Source organism: Acidisoma sibiricum (assembly GCF_057837225.1).
In genome coordinates, this window is the sequence record NZ_CM174445.1 from 2,371,782 (window position 1) to 2,388,023 (window position 16,242).

General features: G+C 63.5%; 16 protein-coding genes. 7 read left to right on the forward strand and 9 right to left on the reverse strand.

Annotated features, from left to right (window positions below; all coding sequences use genetic code 11):
• Position 1: 1 nt before the first annotated feature.
• Both AC3G7M_RS11210 and AC3G7M_RS11215 read right to left on the reverse strand, forming a co-directional pair.
• The gene (locus AC3G7M_RS11210) at positions 2-823 is read right to left on the reverse strand and encodes an ABC transporter ATP-binding protein (protein WP_489211997.1); all 822 of its coding nucleotides are present in this window, start codon (positions 821-823) and stop codon (positions 2-4) included.
• On the reverse strand, positions 820-1,356 hold the full coding sequence (locus tag AC3G7M_RS11215; protein WP_489211998.1) for an ureidoglycolate lyase: 537 nt from the start codon (positions 1,354-1,356) through the stop codon (positions 820-822). The genes AC3G7M_RS11210 and AC3G7M_RS11215 overlap by 4 nt, the downstream gene beginning before the upstream one ends.
• 185 nt (positions 1,357-1,541) lie before the next feature.
• On the opposite strand from AC3G7M_RS11215, the gene AC3G7M_RS11220 reads away from it, so the two are divergent.
• The gene (locus AC3G7M_RS11220) at positions 1,542-2,360 is read left to right on the forward strand and encodes a creatininase family protein (protein ID WP_489211999.1); all 819 of its coding nucleotides are present in this window, start codon (positions 1,542-1,544) and stop codon (positions 2,358-2,360) included.
• A 3-nt stretch (positions 2,361-2,363) separates the two neighbouring features.
• Here the strand turns inward: AC3G7M_RS11220 and AC3G7M_RS11225 are convergent, their stop codons facing one another.
• Positions 2,364-3,269: a LysR family transcriptional regulator gene (locus tag AC3G7M_RS11225; RefSeq protein WP_489212000.1), complete on the reverse strand. Its 906-nt coding sequence runs from the start codon at positions 3,267-3,269 to the stop codon at positions 2,364-2,366.
• Positions 3,270-3,414: 145 nt separating this feature from the next.
• Here AC3G7M_RS11225 and AC3G7M_RS11230 point away from each other — a divergent pair, with 145 nt between their 5' ends.
• Both AC3G7M_RS11230 and AC3G7M_RS11235 read left to right on the forward strand, forming a co-directional pair.
• Positions 3,415-4,446, forward strand: a complete 1,032-nt coding sequence (locus AC3G7M_RS11230; RefSeq protein ID WP_489212001.1) for an aromatic ring-hydroxylating dioxygenase subunit alpha — start codon at positions 3,415-3,417, stop codon at positions 4,444-4,446.
• Positions 4,443-5,807 (forward strand): cytosine deaminase, encoded by a 1,365-nt coding sequence (locus AC3G7M_RS11235; RefSeq protein WP_489212002.1) that lies wholly within the window; start codon positions 4,443-4,445, stop codon positions 5,805-5,807. The genes AC3G7M_RS11230 and AC3G7M_RS11235 overlap by 4 nt, the downstream gene beginning before the upstream one ends.
• Here the strand turns inward: AC3G7M_RS11235 and AC3G7M_RS11240 are convergent.
• The 6 genes from AC3G7M_RS11240 to AC3G7M_RS11265 all read right to left on the reverse strand — a co-directional run bounded on the left by AC3G7M_RS11240 (position 5,804) and on the right by AC3G7M_RS11265 (position 10,762).
• Positions 5,804-6,124, reverse strand: coding sequence for an EthD family reductase (locus AC3G7M_RS11240; RefSeq protein ID WP_489212003.1), 321 nt, complete (start codon positions 6,122-6,124; stop codon positions 5,804-5,806). The two genes, AC3G7M_RS11235 and AC3G7M_RS11240, sit on opposite strands and share 4 nt — an antisense overlap.
• Positions 6,125-6,218: 94 nt before the next feature.
• A complete protein-coding gene (locus AC3G7M_RS11245) occupies positions 6,219-6,800 on the reverse strand; it encodes an NAD(P)H-dependent oxidoreductase (protein WP_489212004.1) in 582 nt (193 codons plus the stop codon).
• Positions 6,800-8,206, reverse strand: a complete 1,407-nt coding sequence (locus AC3G7M_RS11250; protein ID WP_489212005.1) for an FAD-binding oxidoreductase — start codon at positions 8,204-8,206, stop codon at positions 6,800-6,802. The genes AC3G7M_RS11245 and AC3G7M_RS11250 overlap by 1 nt, the downstream gene beginning before the upstream one ends.
• An 11-nt stretch (positions 8,207-8,217) precedes the next feature.
• Positions 8,218-9,039 carry an ABC transporter permease gene (locus tag AC3G7M_RS11255; RefSeq protein WP_489212006.1) on the reverse strand — a complete coding sequence of 274 codons (822 nt, stop codon included), beginning with the start codon at positions 9,037-9,039 and terminating at the stop codon, positions 8,218-8,220.
• Complete coding sequence (locus tag AC3G7M_RS11260; RefSeq protein WP_489212007.1) at positions 9,036-9,851, reverse strand: ABC transporter ATP-binding protein; 816 nt, start codon at positions 9,849-9,851, stop codon at positions 9,036-9,038. Before AC3G7M_RS11260 ends, AC3G7M_RS11255 begins: the two co-directional genes overlap by 4 nt.
• Positions 9,848-10,762, reverse strand: a complete 915-nt coding sequence (locus tag AC3G7M_RS11265; protein ID WP_489212008.1) for an ABC transporter substrate-binding protein — start codon at positions 10,760-10,762, stop codon at positions 9,848-9,850. The genes AC3G7M_RS11260 and AC3G7M_RS11265 overlap by 4 nt, the downstream gene beginning before the upstream one ends.
• A gap of 439 nt (positions 10,763-11,201) precedes the next feature.
• Between AC3G7M_RS11265 and AC3G7M_RS11270 the strand changes: the two genes are divergently transcribed.
• From AC3G7M_RS11270 to AC3G7M_RS11285, 4 genes are read left to right on the forward strand one after another with little or no spacing between them, the layout of a single operon-like run.
• Positions 11,202-12,761 carry an ABC transporter substrate-binding protein gene (locus AC3G7M_RS11270; RefSeq protein ID WP_489212010.1) on the forward strand — a complete coding sequence of 520 codons (1,560 nt, stop codon included), beginning with the start codon at positions 11,202-11,204 and terminating at the stop codon, positions 12,759-12,761.
• Between the two features lie 21 nt (positions 12,762-12,782).
• Entirely contained in the window at positions 12,783-13,742 is a 960-nt protein-coding gene (locus AC3G7M_RS11275; protein ID WP_489212011.1) for an ABC transporter permease, read from the forward strand.
• Positions 13,743-13,757: 15 nt separating this feature from the next.
• Positions 13,758-14,591, forward strand: coding sequence for an ABC transporter permease (locus AC3G7M_RS11280; protein ID WP_489212013.1), 834 nt, complete (start codon positions 13,758-13,760; stop codon positions 14,589-14,591).
• A 3-nt stretch (positions 14,592-14,594) separates the two neighbouring features.
• Positions 14,595-16,241 carry an ABC transporter ATP-binding protein gene (locus AC3G7M_RS11285; protein ID WP_489212014.1) on the forward strand — a complete coding sequence of 549 codons (1,647 nt, stop codon included), beginning with the start codon at positions 14,595-14,597 and terminating at the stop codon, positions 16,239-16,241.
• Position 16,242 lies beyond the last annotated feature (1 nt).

Here is a 16,242-nt window from a genome sequence, read left to right on the forward strand (position 1 = left end):
CTCAAGCGTGCTCATCGCCCATGCTGTCACCCAGCGCGTGGCGAAGTTCGGATTCCAGCCGGCCGAAGCGCGGATCGTCGCGGATCGCGGGGCTGCGGTTATGGCCGAAGTCGATGCCGATCTCCTGCGTGATGCGGCCCGGCCGGGGTGACATGACAACCACTTTGTCCGACAGGATGATCGCTTCCGAAATCGAATGCGTGACCAGCAGCAGGGTCGCCTTCGTCTCCTCCAGAATGCGGAGGAGTTCAAAATTGAGCCGGTCGCGCAGCAGCTCATCCAGCGCGCCGAACGGCTCATCCATCAGCAGATAGGCGGGTTTGAGCGTCAGCGCCCGCGCGATCGCCGCGCGCTGGCGCATGCCGCCGGAAAGCTCGGACGGATAGGCGCGTTCAAAGCCGCGCAAGCCCACCATGTCGATCGCTTCCTCGGCCCGGCGGCGCCGTTCCGCGCGCGGCACGCGGGCAATTTCGAGGCCCAGTTCGACATTGGCCAGAACCTTGCGCCAGGGCAGCATCACCGCCTGCTGGGAGACGAGGGCAAAGCGCCGTTCGGCCCGCGCCTCGGCAGGCGTGAGCCCACCCAGCAGCGCCTGGCCCGCGGTTGGCTGCACGATGTCAGACAGGATGCGCAGCAAGGTTGATTTGCCGCAGCCCGAAGCCCCGATGAGCGACACCCAAGACCCGGCGGGGATATCCAGATTGCAGCCCGCCAGCGCCGTCGTGACCTGATTGCCGCGGCGATAGACCATCTGCACGTCACGGATGGAAATCCCGTCGGCGCGGGCACGCAGCGGCGGCGGCGATAGCAGCGTGCTGCTCATGCCGGACGCAGGTCGAAGGTCAGGCCGAAGCGCGCAGCCAGATCGCAGGTCTCGTGATCAACGATATTGGTGTCATCCAGCTCAAGATTGAAGAAGCTCATCTCTGCGGATTCGAAATAGGGGCCGGCATGCCAGGCGCCGCGGTCGATCAGCACGGCGACATCGCCCGGCACGATGAAGGCGCGGATGGCGGCGGGGTCTGGGGTGTCGCTGTCGGCATTGGCGGGTGCCACCGCCAGCAGCCAGGTGAGGCCGCCCACGGCTGCCAGAACCTGGGTCGCCTGGGCATGGCGGGTGATGCGGCTGACGGTCAGCGGCCGGTGCGTCAGGGCCATGATATAGAAGCGCGGACGTCCGGCCGACAGGTCCAGCGCATGGTCGATCGGGCCGGCAGGCGTGCCGTCCGGCATGGGCGCGATGAGCTTGCCGAAGGGCGCGAAACCCTCGGCCGTAATCGGCGCGGCGATGAGAGTCTGCGTCGATTCTGCTGAAATACTAGGCATATGAACCGGTTCGGGTGCGATGTCTGCCACGGTGGTCCCTGTCATTCTGCCTAAGTTAACGGCAGGTGAGGGCATGCTGACCCAGTGTGATGAAAAAAGGAACAGCCTTTTTGAGCGCGTGGTGATGCCTATTTGGCAGCGGTCATCCGGGAAAAAGGGTCGTATGGAGGTGCAGTCGCGGAGCCACGTCCCGCACAGACAGGAAGGAAACATCGATGACTGTGCTGCCGTCGCATTGGTGGTGGGACCTCTCCACCCGGGACTTCGCCGGCCTCGACATGAGCGAGATCGTCGCCATCCTGCCCGTGGGCGCGGTGGAGCAGCATGGCCCGCACCTGCCGGTGAAGGTCGATGCCGCCATCAATGCCGGCATCGTGGCGCGCGCGGTGGAGCTGATGCCGCCTGATTTTCCGGCCCTCGTGCTGCCCATGCTGCCGGTCGGCAAATCGAACGAGCATATTGCGTTTCCGGGCACGCTGACGCTGCCCTATGACCTGCTGGCGCGGCTGTGGTTTGAGGTCGCGAAAAGCGCCTGGCGCGCGGGCGTGCGCAAAATCATCCTGTTCAACTCCCATGGCGGCCAGCCGCAGGTGATGGACATCGTCTGCCGGGAATTGCGCGTGGAACTCGGCATGTTCGCAGTCGGCGCCAGCTGGTTCCGCACCATCGACAGCAGCGATCTCTATTCGGCGGCCGAGCTGAAGCACGGCATCCATGGCGGGGAGTCTGAGACCTCCGTCATGCTGCATCTGCATCCTGATCAGGTTCACATGGAATTCGCGGAGAACTTCGTCTCGCGCTCGGTCGCTATCGAACAGACCAACAAGCTGCTGGTGCCGGAAGGCGGCGTCGGCTTCGGCTGGCAGGCGCAGGACCTGCATGCGGCCGGGGCCTGCGGCAATGCCGCGGCCGGCGATGCCGCGCGGGGCGCGACCCAGGTGGAGCGCGCTGCCCGCGCGCTGATCGGCCTGATCGAGGAAGTGCGCGATTATCCGATGGGCGCGGTGACAGCGAAGACGGCCTTCAACGGCTGAGGTTCAGCCGCCCGCCGTCGTCGTGATCGCGGTCTTGATCTGCTCGGCCATCAGGCTGGTCAGCGCATCGACCCCGCGATCCCGCCCGATCAGCATCAGCGTCTGCACCCGTCCGCGCAATTCATGCACCGGCACATAGGCCAGCCGCCCGGCGCGCTTTTCCCATTCGATATCGAAGGGGGTGAGGAAGGTGATGGCCTGGTCCAGCATGGCGGCGTGGCGCATGACCTCGATCGAATTGGTTTCCAGCGCCGGCTCCATCTGCAGCTGAAGCCCCGCGAAAGCCTCGTTCAGATAGGGGCGTATGGCCATGCCTTCCTCAGCGACGATGAGCGGATAATCCGCGCAATCGCTGAGGCGCAGGTGATGATGCGTGGCCAGCGGATGGTCCGGTGCCATCACCGCACCCAGCCGCCCGACGCCCGAGGCGAGCACCCGCAGGCTGGGGTCGCGCGGAAAATCGAAGCCGAGGCCGAGATCGGCTTCGCCGGCTGATACCGCCGCCATAATGTCCTGGCCCGAGGGCAGCAGCCGCATGGTGAGCTTGACGCGGGGGGAGTTGCGGCGAAAGTCGACCGCAATGCGCGGCACCATATTCGCGGCCAGGCCGCTCATGATGGCGAGCGTAATCTCCCCCCGCCGCAGCCCCTTCAGCTCTTCGATGCGGCGCTGCACCCGCTCCATATCCTTCAGCGTCTGGCGGACATGGCGGATGACGATCTCGCCCGCCGTCGTCAGCAGCAGCTTGCGCGGCAGGCGCAGAAACAGCGGCGTGCCAAGCTCTGCCTCCAGCGCCAGGATCTGCCGATTGATGGCGGAAGACGCCACATTCAGCCGCCCGGAGGCTTTGCGCATCGAGCCTGTGCGCGCCACCTCGTCCAGATAATGCAGCAAGCGGTTATGCAGCATGAAGCTATCCTCAGATCAGCAGCGGTGGCGGGCAAACCGCTCTCATTAAGGCAGCGGTGCGGACTGCATTCAATGCTTTTCCTGGGTGCTGACTTCCGCTTCTATGGCACGTGCTTCGCTTTCCTCAGTCGCTGGAGTTAACCCGATGCTGACGACCAAGCAGAAGACCCTCAGGCATTTCTGGTATCCGACGCTACGGCTGGATGAGGTGGCATCGGGGCCGAAGCCCTTCCGGCTGATGGGCGAGGATATCGTTGTCTTCCTGACGGCCGACGGAACGCCGGCGGCCCTGGAAGATCGCTGTTGCCATCGCACCGCCAAGCTGTCGAAAGGCTGGTGTGACGAAAACCTCATCGTCTGCGGCTATCACGGCTGGGCTTTCCAGGCAGACGGTACGCTCGCCCGTATTCCGCAATTCGACGCGGACACGCCTTTTCCGAAGCATCGCGTCAAATCCTATCAGGCGGCGGCGCGCTACGGTTACCTGTGGGTCGCGCTCGATGAGCCGATCGCGCCGATCTTTGACATCCCCGAGGAGGACGATCCCGGCTTCCGCCGCATTTTCCAGTTCTATGAAAGCTGGGACACAGCACCATTGCGGCTGATGGAAAACTCTTTCGACAATGCGCATTTCGCCTTCGTTCATGCCGGCACGTTCGGGGACATGAAGCAGCCGAAACCTCGGGTCTATTCCATTGAGGAAACGGATTACGGTTTCAAGGCAACCACGGTCGTCGATATCCTCAATCCGCCGGCAGCCCACGCCGTTACCGGCACGACCGATCCCACGACCACACGCAGCATGGTCAACCACTGGTATCTGCCCTTTGCGCGGCGGATGGACATGACCTACCCCAGCGGCATCCGCCATATCATCATCAATGTCGCGACGCCGGTGGAAGACGGCAAGATACAGCTTGTGCAGCTGCTCTACCGCAACGACCGCGAGGAGGATTGCTCCACCGAAAAGCTCATCGCCTGGGATGCGACCATCGTGCATGAGGACCGCGAGGTGCTGGAATCGACCAGCCCGGACGCGATCCTGGATGTGCAGCGGCGGATCGAGGCGCATATGCCCTCCGACCGGCCGGGTCTGATCATGCGCAAGCGCCTGCTGGCGCTGCTGCATGAACATGGCGAGCAGGAAGTGACCTACGATTATAAGGCGGCGCCATGACCCCGTTCGCCGTTCCGCAGACGGACCGCTTCTGGCTGCGCCGTGCCGCCATCCCAGCGGGCACTGTGTCCGCAGACGCTGCGACCCGTCTGGGGCCGGCGCGGAACGGCTACCTGTTGGATGCGGATATCCTGGTCGCGCAGGGGCGCATTGCGGCGATTGAACCGGCCGGCACGGCGGCCGAAGGGATTGATCTTGAGCGGCGCATCGTGTTCCCGACCTTCGTTGATATGCATACGCATCTCGACAAGGGCCATGTGGTCGCCCGCACGCCCAACCCGGACGGCAGTTTTACCGGCGCGCTGATCGCGACGGGGGCGGATCGTGCAGCCTATTGGACGGCCGATGATATCGCGCTGCGCATGGATTTCGGCCTGCGCTGCGCCTATGCCCATGGCGTCGGCGCCATTCGTACGCATCTCGACACATTCGCCGAGCAGGCCGAGATTTCCTGGGGCGTGTTCCGGGAGATGCGGGCCCGCTGGCAGGGGCGCATCGCCTTGCAGGCAGTGGCGCTGACCACGATCGACCAATATGACACGCCGTTTGGCGCAGAACTCGCAGGCCTCGTCGCGCGGTCCGAAGGCATCCTTGGCGCGGTCACCCGGATGTCGGGCGTCGATCATGGCGCGATCACCGAAATCGACCGCCTGCTGGATCTGCTGTTTGCTCAGGCCAAGCGCCACGGTCTGGATGTCGATCTGCATGTCGATGAGACGGATGACGTGGCCGCTTTCACCCTGCCGCGCATCGCGGCGGCGATCGAGCGCAATGACTTCCAGGGTCGTGTGACCTGCGGCCATTGCTGCAATCTGGCGCTGCAGCCTGAGAGCGTGGTCGCAGCAACCATCGCGCATCTGGCAAAGCTCGGCGTCACCATCGTCTCGCTGCCCTCCGCCAATATGTATCTGCAGGATCGCCATGCCGGCCGCACGCCGCGCTGGCGCGGTGTGACACTCGCGCATGAGCTGCGTACGGCGGGCGTGTCCTTCGCTTTCGCCACCGATAACTGCCGCGATGCCTTCGTGCCCTATGGCGACCACGACACGCTGGACAGTTTCCGCTTCGCGCTGCGTGTCTCGCACCTCGATCACCCTTACGGCGATTGGGCCGGGGCGATCACCCAGGTGCCGGCGATGACCATGGGCCTGACGGATTGCGGCACCATCGCGGTGGGGCGGACCGCCGACCTGGTGCTGACGCGGGCGCGGAGCTTTGACGAGATCGTCTCCCGCCCGCAGTCGGACAGGCTGGTGCTACGCGCGGGTCAGCCGATCGACCAGACCTTGCCGGATCATGCGGAGTTGGATGTGGTGATGGCGGCCAAGCCCCGCACGCTGGCGGGGCCGAGCGCCGCTTAGCGCGCCGCCCGCAGCTGCACCGGCATGATATCGGTGAAATTGCCGACATCGGCGGCGAGGCCGGGCATATCGGCCGAAGCATAGCAGGCGGCCAAGGCCGCTTCGTCGCGGTAGCGACATTCGCAGATTGCAATCGTGCCGGTCTCCTGGCTGGGTGGGAAGAAGACCTGGGCGCCGGTCAGGCCCAGCGGCCCGAACAAGCGGCGCAGCATCGGCAGATGCCGCTCGACATAATAGACGCGGTCGAAGCGCGACTCCGCATTGCCTTGATAGGTGACGAACATGATCACCTCGCCGTTGCGGCCGTATTCCGTCATCGTCTGGTCCTTCAGTCTTCAGCCGGCCGCGAGCGGCCGGCTTTCATCGTGTGAGCCTGAACCATATCTGCGGTTGTTTAAAGGCGGCGCGATCTTAAAAGGCGGTCATACGCTGCTCGACCCGCGCCAGATGGACCGTCAGCTGCGCCTCGGTCGCCCGGTTCATGTCATAGAAGGCGAGGTGTTCTACTGGTGCGGCCGGCTTGATGGTGACGCGTAGCACCCGCGTCACGATCTTGCGGGGCGGATCGCCGGCCAGAAAAGCCCGCAGCCGGTTGCCGCCATAGGTCATGCAGGCGGTGAGCTTGCCGATATTGTGGAGGCAGGGGGCGACCTTACCGCCCACCATGTCGAAGGAGACGCCGGGTAGAAAGACGCGGTCGAAATAGCCCTTCAGCATGGCGGGAAAGCCGAAATTCCACACGGGCGAAACGATGACCATGGCCTCCGCGGCTTGCAGCCGGGCGACGTAGTCGGCGACCGGGCCGCGATTGGCCGGGATATCCTGATAGGCGAGGCGCTCCTCCCGCGTCAGCACGGGCTGAAAGCCCTCGGCATAGAGGTCGCAATCATCGACCGTGTGACCTGCGCGGCGCAGCCCCTTCAGCGCCACCTCATGCACCGCCGCATTGAAGCTGCTTTCGACCGGATGGGCGTAGAGGAGAAGAACTTTCATCAGGCCGCGGGCTGGCTGAAGAGATAGGGGCGGGGGTCGGAAAAGTCGAAATCGGGATTGTCCCAGGCGATCATCTTGCCGGGATTGAGCAGGCCACGCGGATCGACCTCGCGCTTGAAAGCCAGTTGGCCGAGGTCAGAGCGCTTCATGCCGCCTTCCTCCAGCGTGTAGCGGTGCGGGTTGAAGACCAGGCAGCCATTGTCCTCAAAGATACGAATGATCTGGTTCAGCCGTTCCTCTGTCGTGAAGCGCACCAGCGGCAGGCCGGAGCAGACGATATGGCTGTCGAAGCGGATGAATTCGAGGTGATCCATCATCTCATCGCCGATCAGCCGCGCCATGCGGGCGACCGCCGCGACATGATCGGGATAGGGATAGAGCGTCTGGAGATAGGTCAGCGCAGGCTCCACCCGCCGGGCCACCAGCGTGGTGTGGTTCCAGGTCAGCTCGAACAATGGCGGCAGCGTTTTGCGGCTGTCGGCGTCGATCAGATCGGACCGGAAGACCGTCTCGCCGCGATGGCGACGGGTAAAGGCTTCCAGCGCCGAGACGGCATGCGGCGCCACCATGATCAGCACGGCAGCCTGACCGGCCGAGAGGAAGCGGCCATGCTGGGCGAAGTAGCGATGCCCGACGCCCGGACCCATGACCGAGAGTTCCTTGAGCAGAATGCCGTCCTCCCGCCCCAGCGCATCGGCGAAGGCGGTTGCCTTGTCCATCGCATCGAAGGCGATGATGGCGTCGATCCAGTCATAGGCCGCGGTCAGCGGCACTTCGCATTCGGTGATGATGCCATTGGTGCCATAGGCATGGGCGACCTTGGCGATGTCATCGCCCGTCAGATCCATCACCCGCGGCGTGGCCTCCATGGTGACGACGCGCGTGCGCGTGACATTGCCCAGGTTGCGCAAGCCGCCCCAGCGGATGGAGCCGACCCCGCCCGAACCGCCGGCGATGAAGCCGCCGATGGAGGCGGTGCGGTGGGTGGAGGGGAACATGCGCAGCTCCTGCCCCGAATGGGCGCGGGTGGCGGCGTCGATCTTGCCCAGAATGGCCCCTGCCTCCGCCACGACAAAGCCTGGGCCGATCTCCTTCACGGCGCTGAGGTCATGCAGGTCGAGCACGATGCCGCCGGCAAGCGGCATGGCCTGGCCGTAATTGCCGGTGCCCGCCCCGCGTGGTGTCACGGGAATTTCCAGCGCGTACGCCGCTGCGATGGTGCGTACCACCTCATCCTCGGTGCGGGGGGTGACAACGACATCCCCCGTCACGTCATCCAGCACGCGTTTCAGGACCGGCGAATACCAGTAGAAATCCCGGCTTTTCCGGCGCACCAAAGCGGGGTCTGTCTCCACCGCGATGCCGTCCAGCATCGTGGTCAAAGCGGCGATTCTGCTGGGGTCCATGGATGGCTCCGTCAATTCTCGCGCCGCACGGCGCTTTCATGCCAATGCCGCAAGGCCAGATGCTCGATCATGCTCATGACGCCGAAGATGAGGATGCCGAGCCCGGAGAGCAGGCCGAGGGCTGCGAACATGCGGGGAATATCAAGCCGGTTGCCGGCCTCGATGATGCGCCAGGCAAGACCGGTGGAGGCGCCGCTGCCGGCGACGAATTCCGCCACCACCGCGCCGATGAGCGACAATCCGCCGGAAATTTTCATGCCGGCCAGAATATAGGGCAGTGCTGCGGGAAACTGGATTTCCGTCAGCACCCGCCAGCGCGAGGCGCCATAAAGCTGCATCAGATTGCGCAGGTTATGGTCGGTCGAGCGCAGGCCGAGCGTCGTATTCGACAGCACGGGAAAGAAGGCGACCAGCCAGGCCAGGATGAGCAGGGCGGTGCGCACATTGTCATATCCCACCCAGATGATGATGAGCGGCGCGATGGAGACGACGGGCGTCACCTGCAGGATGACCGCATAAGGAAAGAAGGCGGTCGCGATCCAGCGCGATTGGGCGAAGAGCACGGCAAGGGCCACCCCGCCGATCACCGCCGCGATAAAGGCTTCGACGGTCACCGTCAGCGTGAACCAGAGCGAGCCCATCAGGCTCCAGAAATTGCCAATGAGGGCCTGCCAGATCAGCGTGGGTGCCGGCAGCACGAATTTCGGCACGTCGAGCACGGTCACGATGATCTGCCAGGCGATCAGAAACAGGGCGCCGACGAGAAGCGGCAGGGCGATTTTGAGCACGCGGCCGACATAATCCGGCGGCACGGGGATAGGGGCTTCGTTCATGCCATCGTCTCATGCAAGGCCGCGGAGACCAGACGGCAATAGTCATTGTAGCGGGTGGAGAGGCGGAAGGCTTCCGACCGCGGATAGGCTTCGTCGATGCGGATATCGGCCGTCACCCGGCCCGGCCGCGCGCCCATGACCACGATGCGGTTGGAGAGATAGACCGATTCATAGACGCTGTGGGTGACGAAGATGACGGTCCATTGCTGGCCCGCCCACATGGCGAGCAGATCGTCGTTCAGGCGGAAGCGCGTGATTTCGTCGAGAGCCGCGAAAGGCTCGTCCATCAGCAGCACGGAAGGCTGCGTGATCAGCCCGCGCGCGATGGAGACGCGCATTTTCATGCCGCCCGACAATTCGCGCGGATAGGCTTTTGCAAAATTCTCCAGCCCGACCTTGGTCAAGGCCTCGGTGATCCGCGGCGTGGCCTCTTTCCGGGACAGGCCTTTGAGCTTCAGCGGCAGATAGACATTCCCGAAGACCGTGGCCCAGGGCATCAGCGTCGGCTCCTGAAAGACGAAGCCGAGGTCACGCTCCGGCTCACCGCGCGCTGTATGGGACGCCTGCGGCCAGTCGATCGCGCCGCCCGAAATCTCGCCCAGGCCCGCGATCAGCCGCAGCAGCGTGCTTTTGCCGCAGCCTGACGGGCCCAGCAGGCTGACGAATTCCGAGCGGCCGATGGTGAGATCGACATCGCGCAGCGCCGTCGTGCCATTGCCATAGGTTTTGGTGACATGGTCGAGACTGATGATCGGCCGGCTGGCCTGCAGGACCGGCGGTGTCTCGCGCACGCTGCCCAGTGCCAGACTCAATTCTTGGCCATGGAGAGTGACACGCCCTTGTTCACAAAACGCAGGGTATAGCCGGCCTTGTAGTCCAGACCTGCCGGATAGACGCCCTGCTTTGACATGACATCGAAGAAGGACTGCCAGCGGGCATCCGTCATGGCGCCGATGCCGAGCTTGGCAGCATCCCCGCCTTCGATCATGCCCTCCGCCTTCATGGTCTGGATGGCATAGGCGATGACGCCGTCATTCTCGTCCGGGTCGTCTTTCTTGATCAAGGCATTGGCGGGGGCCGGGTCACCATGCAGATAGTCGTACCAGCCTTCGATGCTGGCATCGACGAACTTCTGAACGACATCGGGGTGCGCGTCGATCATCTTCTGGGACACCATGACCAGCGAGGCGTAGGACGGGTAGCCGGCATCCGCGAAGAGGAAGACCTGCGGTTTAAAGCCGCCCTGCTGCTCCACCAGATAGGGTTCCGAGGAGACATAGCCCTGCTGGATGGCGTTCTTGTTCACCAGGAAGGGCGCCATGTTGAAGGTATAGGGACGGATCTGGCTCTCGGTGTAGCCGTATTTCGCCTCCAGCCACAGGAAGAAGGTATTGGCGGCCCCCGCCGCGATCATCACCGGCTTGCCGCGGATATCCGCCAGGCTTTTGATATCGGCGCGCGGATGCGTCATCAGGCATTGCGGATCTTTTTGCGACGCCGCCATGACGGCCACGACATGGGCGCCGGCCTGCACCAGGTTCAGCGGCCCGAAACTGTTGGAGCCGATGGCGAAGTCAACGGCGCCAGCGGCGAGCAATTGCATATTGTCGATGCCGGGGCCGCCCTGGCGGATCGTCACATCGAGCCCGACCTTTTTATAGAGGCCAAGGGCGAGCGCTTCATAGAAACCGCCATGTTCGGCTTCCGCCTTCCAGTCAGTCACAAAAGTAATTTTTGCGTCAGCCGCCGCGGCAGGTCGGAGGTGAAGGGCGAAGGCGGCAGCCAGAGCCACCATTGAGGCCTTTTTCAGCACGCGGCGCATCACTCGTCTCCTAAGGGGCGGAATTGTGCGACAAAAGCCTAAATTTTCAGCGTTTAACGCAAGCACGACGCTGAAGGCTGAGATCAGCATAAATAACAGGCATCGCCAAAGCATCAAAATTTGCACGAACCGATGCCTTTTTGAGAGAGGTCAGGGGTCTCGGTTCACCGGCTTGTCGGCTGCACGCCTTCACTCTGTCGTGAACAGACAAAGACCCGCCGGGCTGAGACCGCTACGCTTGGTAAATCAGATATGCGTTCAGATCATGACCGCTCGTGAGGCATGAAGAGTGCATCGCGTGCGTTCAACAACCAATGACATCTCATCTCGGGAGCTGAATATGGGTAAGCCTCATTCGATGATTGATCGGCGTCAGTTCCTGAATGCGACCGCGATGGCGGGCGCGGCGGCAGGTCTGTCCACCATTCCCTGGCTCGGGCAGGCCCGTGCTGCGGATCTTCCCGTCTCGGGCGGCCATTTGCGGCTCGGCATGGGCGGCGGCAGCACAACCGACGGTCTGAATCCCACCACCTATCTGGAATGGGTGCCGGTCAATATCGGCTATCAGATCATGAACGGCCTCGTCGAAATCGATGAGCACAACCAGGCAACGCCGGAACTCCTCCTCAACTGGGAAGCCAAGCCCGGTGCTGCCGAGTGGATCTTCGACGTGCGGAAGGACATCACCTTTTCCAACGGCAAGACGCTGGATGCGGATGACATCATCTATTCCATCAATCTTCACCGCGGAAAGTCATCCTCTCCGGCCGCGCCGACGCTGACCGCGATTACCGATATCAAGAAAGTCTCGTCCAACCAGATCCAGATCCTGATGAGTTCGGGCAATGCCGATTTGCCCTTCCTGCTTTCGGACTATCATCTGCTGGTCGTGCCGAAGGATTTCACGGACTGGAAAAACCCGATCGGCACCGGGGGATACGTTCTTGAACATTACGAGCCGGGCGTGCGCTGCATCACCAAAAAGACACGGCCCTATTGGAAGACCGGCTGCGGCCATGTCGACAGCATCGAGACGCTGATCATCAATGACGTCTCGGCCCGCACCGCGGCCCTGCTGTCGGGCCAGGTCGATGCGATCAATCGTCTGGATGCGCGCACGGTTGATCTGCTGAAGAAGCGCCCGAAGGTGCATGTCATCCAAAGCGCCGCCGGCCAGCACGGTGTCTTTGTCATGAACTGCACCGACAGCCCTTTTAAGGACAACAATGTCCGCATGGCGCTGAAATATGGCATCAATCGTCAGCAGATCGTCGATACCGTGCTGCGCGGCTACGGCCATGTCGGCAATGACCAGCCGATCCCGGTGACGAATGAGTTCTATGACGCGACTCTGCCGCAGCATAGCTATGACCCCGACAAGGCGAAGTTCTACCTGAAGCAGGCGGGGCTCAGCTCCTTGTCCGTCGATCTCGATGTCTCGGATGTCGCCTTCACGGGCGCCACCGACGCGGCCCAGATTTTCCAGCAGTCGGCCTCTGGCGCCGGTATCACTGTCAACCTTAAGCAGCAGCCGGCCGACGGCTATTGGGACAATATCTGGATGAAGGCGCCGTTCTGCGCCTCCTACTGGGGTGGCCGGCCGACCGCCGACCAGATGCTGACCATCGCCTACAAGTCCGACGCACCGTGGAACGATACCTTCTGGAAGGACCCGGCTTTCGACAAGCTGCTGCTGGCCGCCCGCGTCGAACTCGACAAATCCAAGCGCCGCGAGATGTATGGCCAGATGCAGGGCATGATCTCGTCGACCGGTGGCGCGCTCATCCCGATGTTCATCGACTATCTGGAAGCGGGCTCCAGCAAGGTGCATGGCATGAAGCCGAACCCGCTGTTCGATTTCATGGGCCAGCGCATCGGCGAAAAAGTCTGGCTGAGCTGACGGCTGGGCGGGTTCAGAGCCTTGGGCATTCTTCGCTTCGTGGCCGTGCGGGCGGTGTTGGGGGTACTGACCCTCTTCGCCGTCTCCCTTCTTCTCTATCTGGGCACGCAGCTTCTGCCGGGCGATGTCGCGAGCGCGCTGCTCGGACAGTCCGCGACGCCTGAGGCGCTCGCGGTGCTGCGGGCGAAGCTTGGCCTGAACGAGCCCGCCTATCTGCGCTACCTGCATTGGCTATGGGGCGTGGTCCACGGCAATCTCGGCAATTCGCTGACCAGCGGCGAGCCCATCGCGGGCGCCCTGATACCGCGCCTGATCAATACCCTGTTCCTAGCGGGCTATGCCGCGATCATCGCCGTGCCGCTGGCGCTGGGCCTGGGCATTCTCTCGGCCATCCGCGAAGGCAGCATCATGGACAGGGCGGCAAGCATCATCAGCCTTGCCACCATCTCCTTCCCGGAATTCTTCGTCAGCTACATCCTCATTGTCATCTTCGCCTCCCAGCTTGGCTGGCTGCCGAGCCTCGCCACCGTCTATGACGGGATGGGCTTCTGGGACCGGGTGGATGCGACAACCCTGCCGGCGATCACGCTGACGCTGGTCGTGGTCGCCCACATGCTGCGCATGACGCGCACCTCCACGCTGGCGGTCATGTCCACGCCTTATGTGGAGACCGCCTTCCTCAAGGGCCTGTCGCGCAGCCGCGTCGTGCTGAACCATGCCCTGCCGAATGCGCTGGGACCCATCATCAATGTCGTTGCGATCAACCTCGCCTATCTGGTCGTCGGCGTCGTCGTTGTCGAAGTCGTCTTCGTCTATCCCGGTGTCGGGCAGTTGATGGTCGATGCGGTGACCAAGCGGGACCTGCCGACGGTCCAGGCATGCGGCCTCGTTTTTGCGATCGTCTTCATCGGCCTCAATACCATTGCCGATATTTGCGCCTCACTCGCCAATCCGCGGCTGCGCGGCCGCAAGCGGCATTAGGAAGGGGGATAGGTCATGAAAATCGCCGGTCGCCGCATCCCTTTTACCGCCTATCTGGGTGGCATCATCGTGCTCGCCGCCCTGATCATGATTGTCTTCGCGCCCTGGATCGCCCCCTATCCGCAGACCAAGATAGTCGGCGGCGTCTGGGATACGCCCAATGCGCATGATTGGCTGGGTACCGACAGTATCGGCCGCGACATGCTGTCGCGTCTTATCTATGGAGGCCGGACCTCGGTCAGCATCGCGCTGATCGCGACCGTGCTGACCATGATCATCGGTGTCGGGCTCGGCTTTGTGGCGGCGTCCACCACGAAGCTGATCGACCAGGTCATCTCCCGCCTCGTCGATATTCTGCTTGCCATGCCGATCCTTATCTTCGGCCTCATGGTCTTCGCGGTGCTGGGTACCTCCATCCCGATCATGATCATCACCATTTCCGTGCTTGAATCGACGCGGGTGTTTCGCCTGGCGCGGGCGGTGGCGATGAACATCACGGTGATGGATTATGTGCAGGTGGCGCGCCTGCGCGGCGAAGGCGTCGGCTGGGTGATCTTTCGCGAAATCCTGCCCAATGCGCTGCCGCCGCTGGTGGCCGAATTCGGCCTGCGCTTCTGCTTTACCTTTCTCTTCATCGCTTCGCTGAGTTTCCTCGGCCTCGGCATTCAGCCGCCGGCCGCCGACTGGGGCAGCATGGTGCATGACAATGCCCAGGCCATCAGCTTCGGCGGCTATGCGCCGCTGTTTCCGGCAGGCGCCATCGCCGTCGTCACCATCGGCGTCAATCTGGTGGTGGACTGGCTGCTGTCCATCCACGCCTTGCCGTCCGGCGCCGGGGCGGAGATTTAGGCGATGGATACGGTGGATAACACGATGCTGCTGCAGATCCGGGGACTGCGCGTCGAAGCCAGCAACGGCAACGTGCTGACGGATGGCATCGATCTCGATCTGCGCCGGGGCGAGGTGCTGGGGCTGATCGGTGAATCGGGCGCTGGCAAATCGACGCTGGGCCTCGCACCGCTCGCCTATGCGCGGGCCGGTTGCAGCATCACCGGCGGCGAGATCCTTCTCGCGGGGCAGGATATCCGCAAGCTCACGGCGGACGGCAGGCGTGGCCTGCGGGGCGTGCGCGTCGCCTATGTCGCGCAAAGCGCGGCTTCCGCCTTCAATCCGGTCATGACCTTGATGCGGCAGGTCTGCGAGGGGCCGATCCGCCACGGCTTGATGAACCGCCGCGAGGCGGAGGCCAAGGCGATCGCACTGTTCGCGGCTCTTGATCTGCCGGAGCCTGAGACCTTCGGCCAGCGCTATCCGCATGAGGCGTCAGGCGGGCAGCTGCAGCGCGCCATGGCGGCCATGGCGATGTCCTGCCAGCCGGATCTGCTGGTGCTGGATGAGCCGACGACCGCGCTGGATGTGACGACGCAGATCGAAGTTCTGGCCAAGCTGCGGGAATTGATCCGCGAGCATAATACGGCTGCCCTCTATGTCACCCATGATCTGTCGGTGGTGGCGCAGATCGCAGACCGCATCATGGTACTGCGCCATGGCCGCATGGTGGAGACCGGCACCACGAGCGACATTCTGCTCGCCCCGCGGGAGGCCTATACGACCGCGCTGGTCGCGGAACGGCGTGCGGCGATGAGCGGTCAGGGCGTGGCCGAGGCGGCGCGGGACAAGACCGTGCTGTCAGTTGATGGTGTCAGCGTCAAATACGGGCCCGTCACGGCGGTCCGCGATATCTCCTTCACCGTCAGCCGTGGTGAGACGGTGGCTGTCGTGGGCGAATCCGGCTCAGGCAAGTCGACGCTCGCCTATGCGGCCGTCGGCCAGATTGAGGCGGCCTCGGGCGTTTTCCGCTTCGGCGAGACGGCGCTGCCGCCCTCCTTCAAAAACCGCAGCCTGGAACAGCGTCAGCGCATTCAGCTCATCTATCAGCTGCCCGATATCGCGCTCAATCCGCGGCAGCGGATCAGCGCCATTCTGGGCCGGCCGGTGGCCTTCTTCGAGAAACTGTCGGGCGCGGCCGTCAAGGCGCGCGTGGATGAGCTGCTGACGCTGGTGGGGCTCCCGCTGGACTATGCCGAGCGCTTTCCGGGCCAGCTCTCCGGTGGCCAGAAGCAGCGCATCTGCATCGCCCGCGCGCTCGCCGCCCGTCCTGAACTCGTCATCTGCGATGAAGTGACATCGGCGCTCGATCCCCTGGTCGCGGAAGAAATTCTCAAATTGCTCAAGAAACTGCAGGATGAGCTGGGCGTCTCCTACCTGTTCATCACCCATGACCTTGGCACCGTGAAGCGCATCGCGCATCGGGTCGTCGTCATGCTGAAAGGGCAGATGGTGGCGGAAGGCCCGACGGCCGATATCTTCGCTTCCCCGCCCGATGACTATACCAAGAAGCTGTTGCTCTCGGTGCCCGAGATGCGGACCGACTGGCTGGACGAGGCTTTGGCCCGGCGCGATGTCTGGCGATCTGGCCCGGCACCAGCCTTCGCCTGAT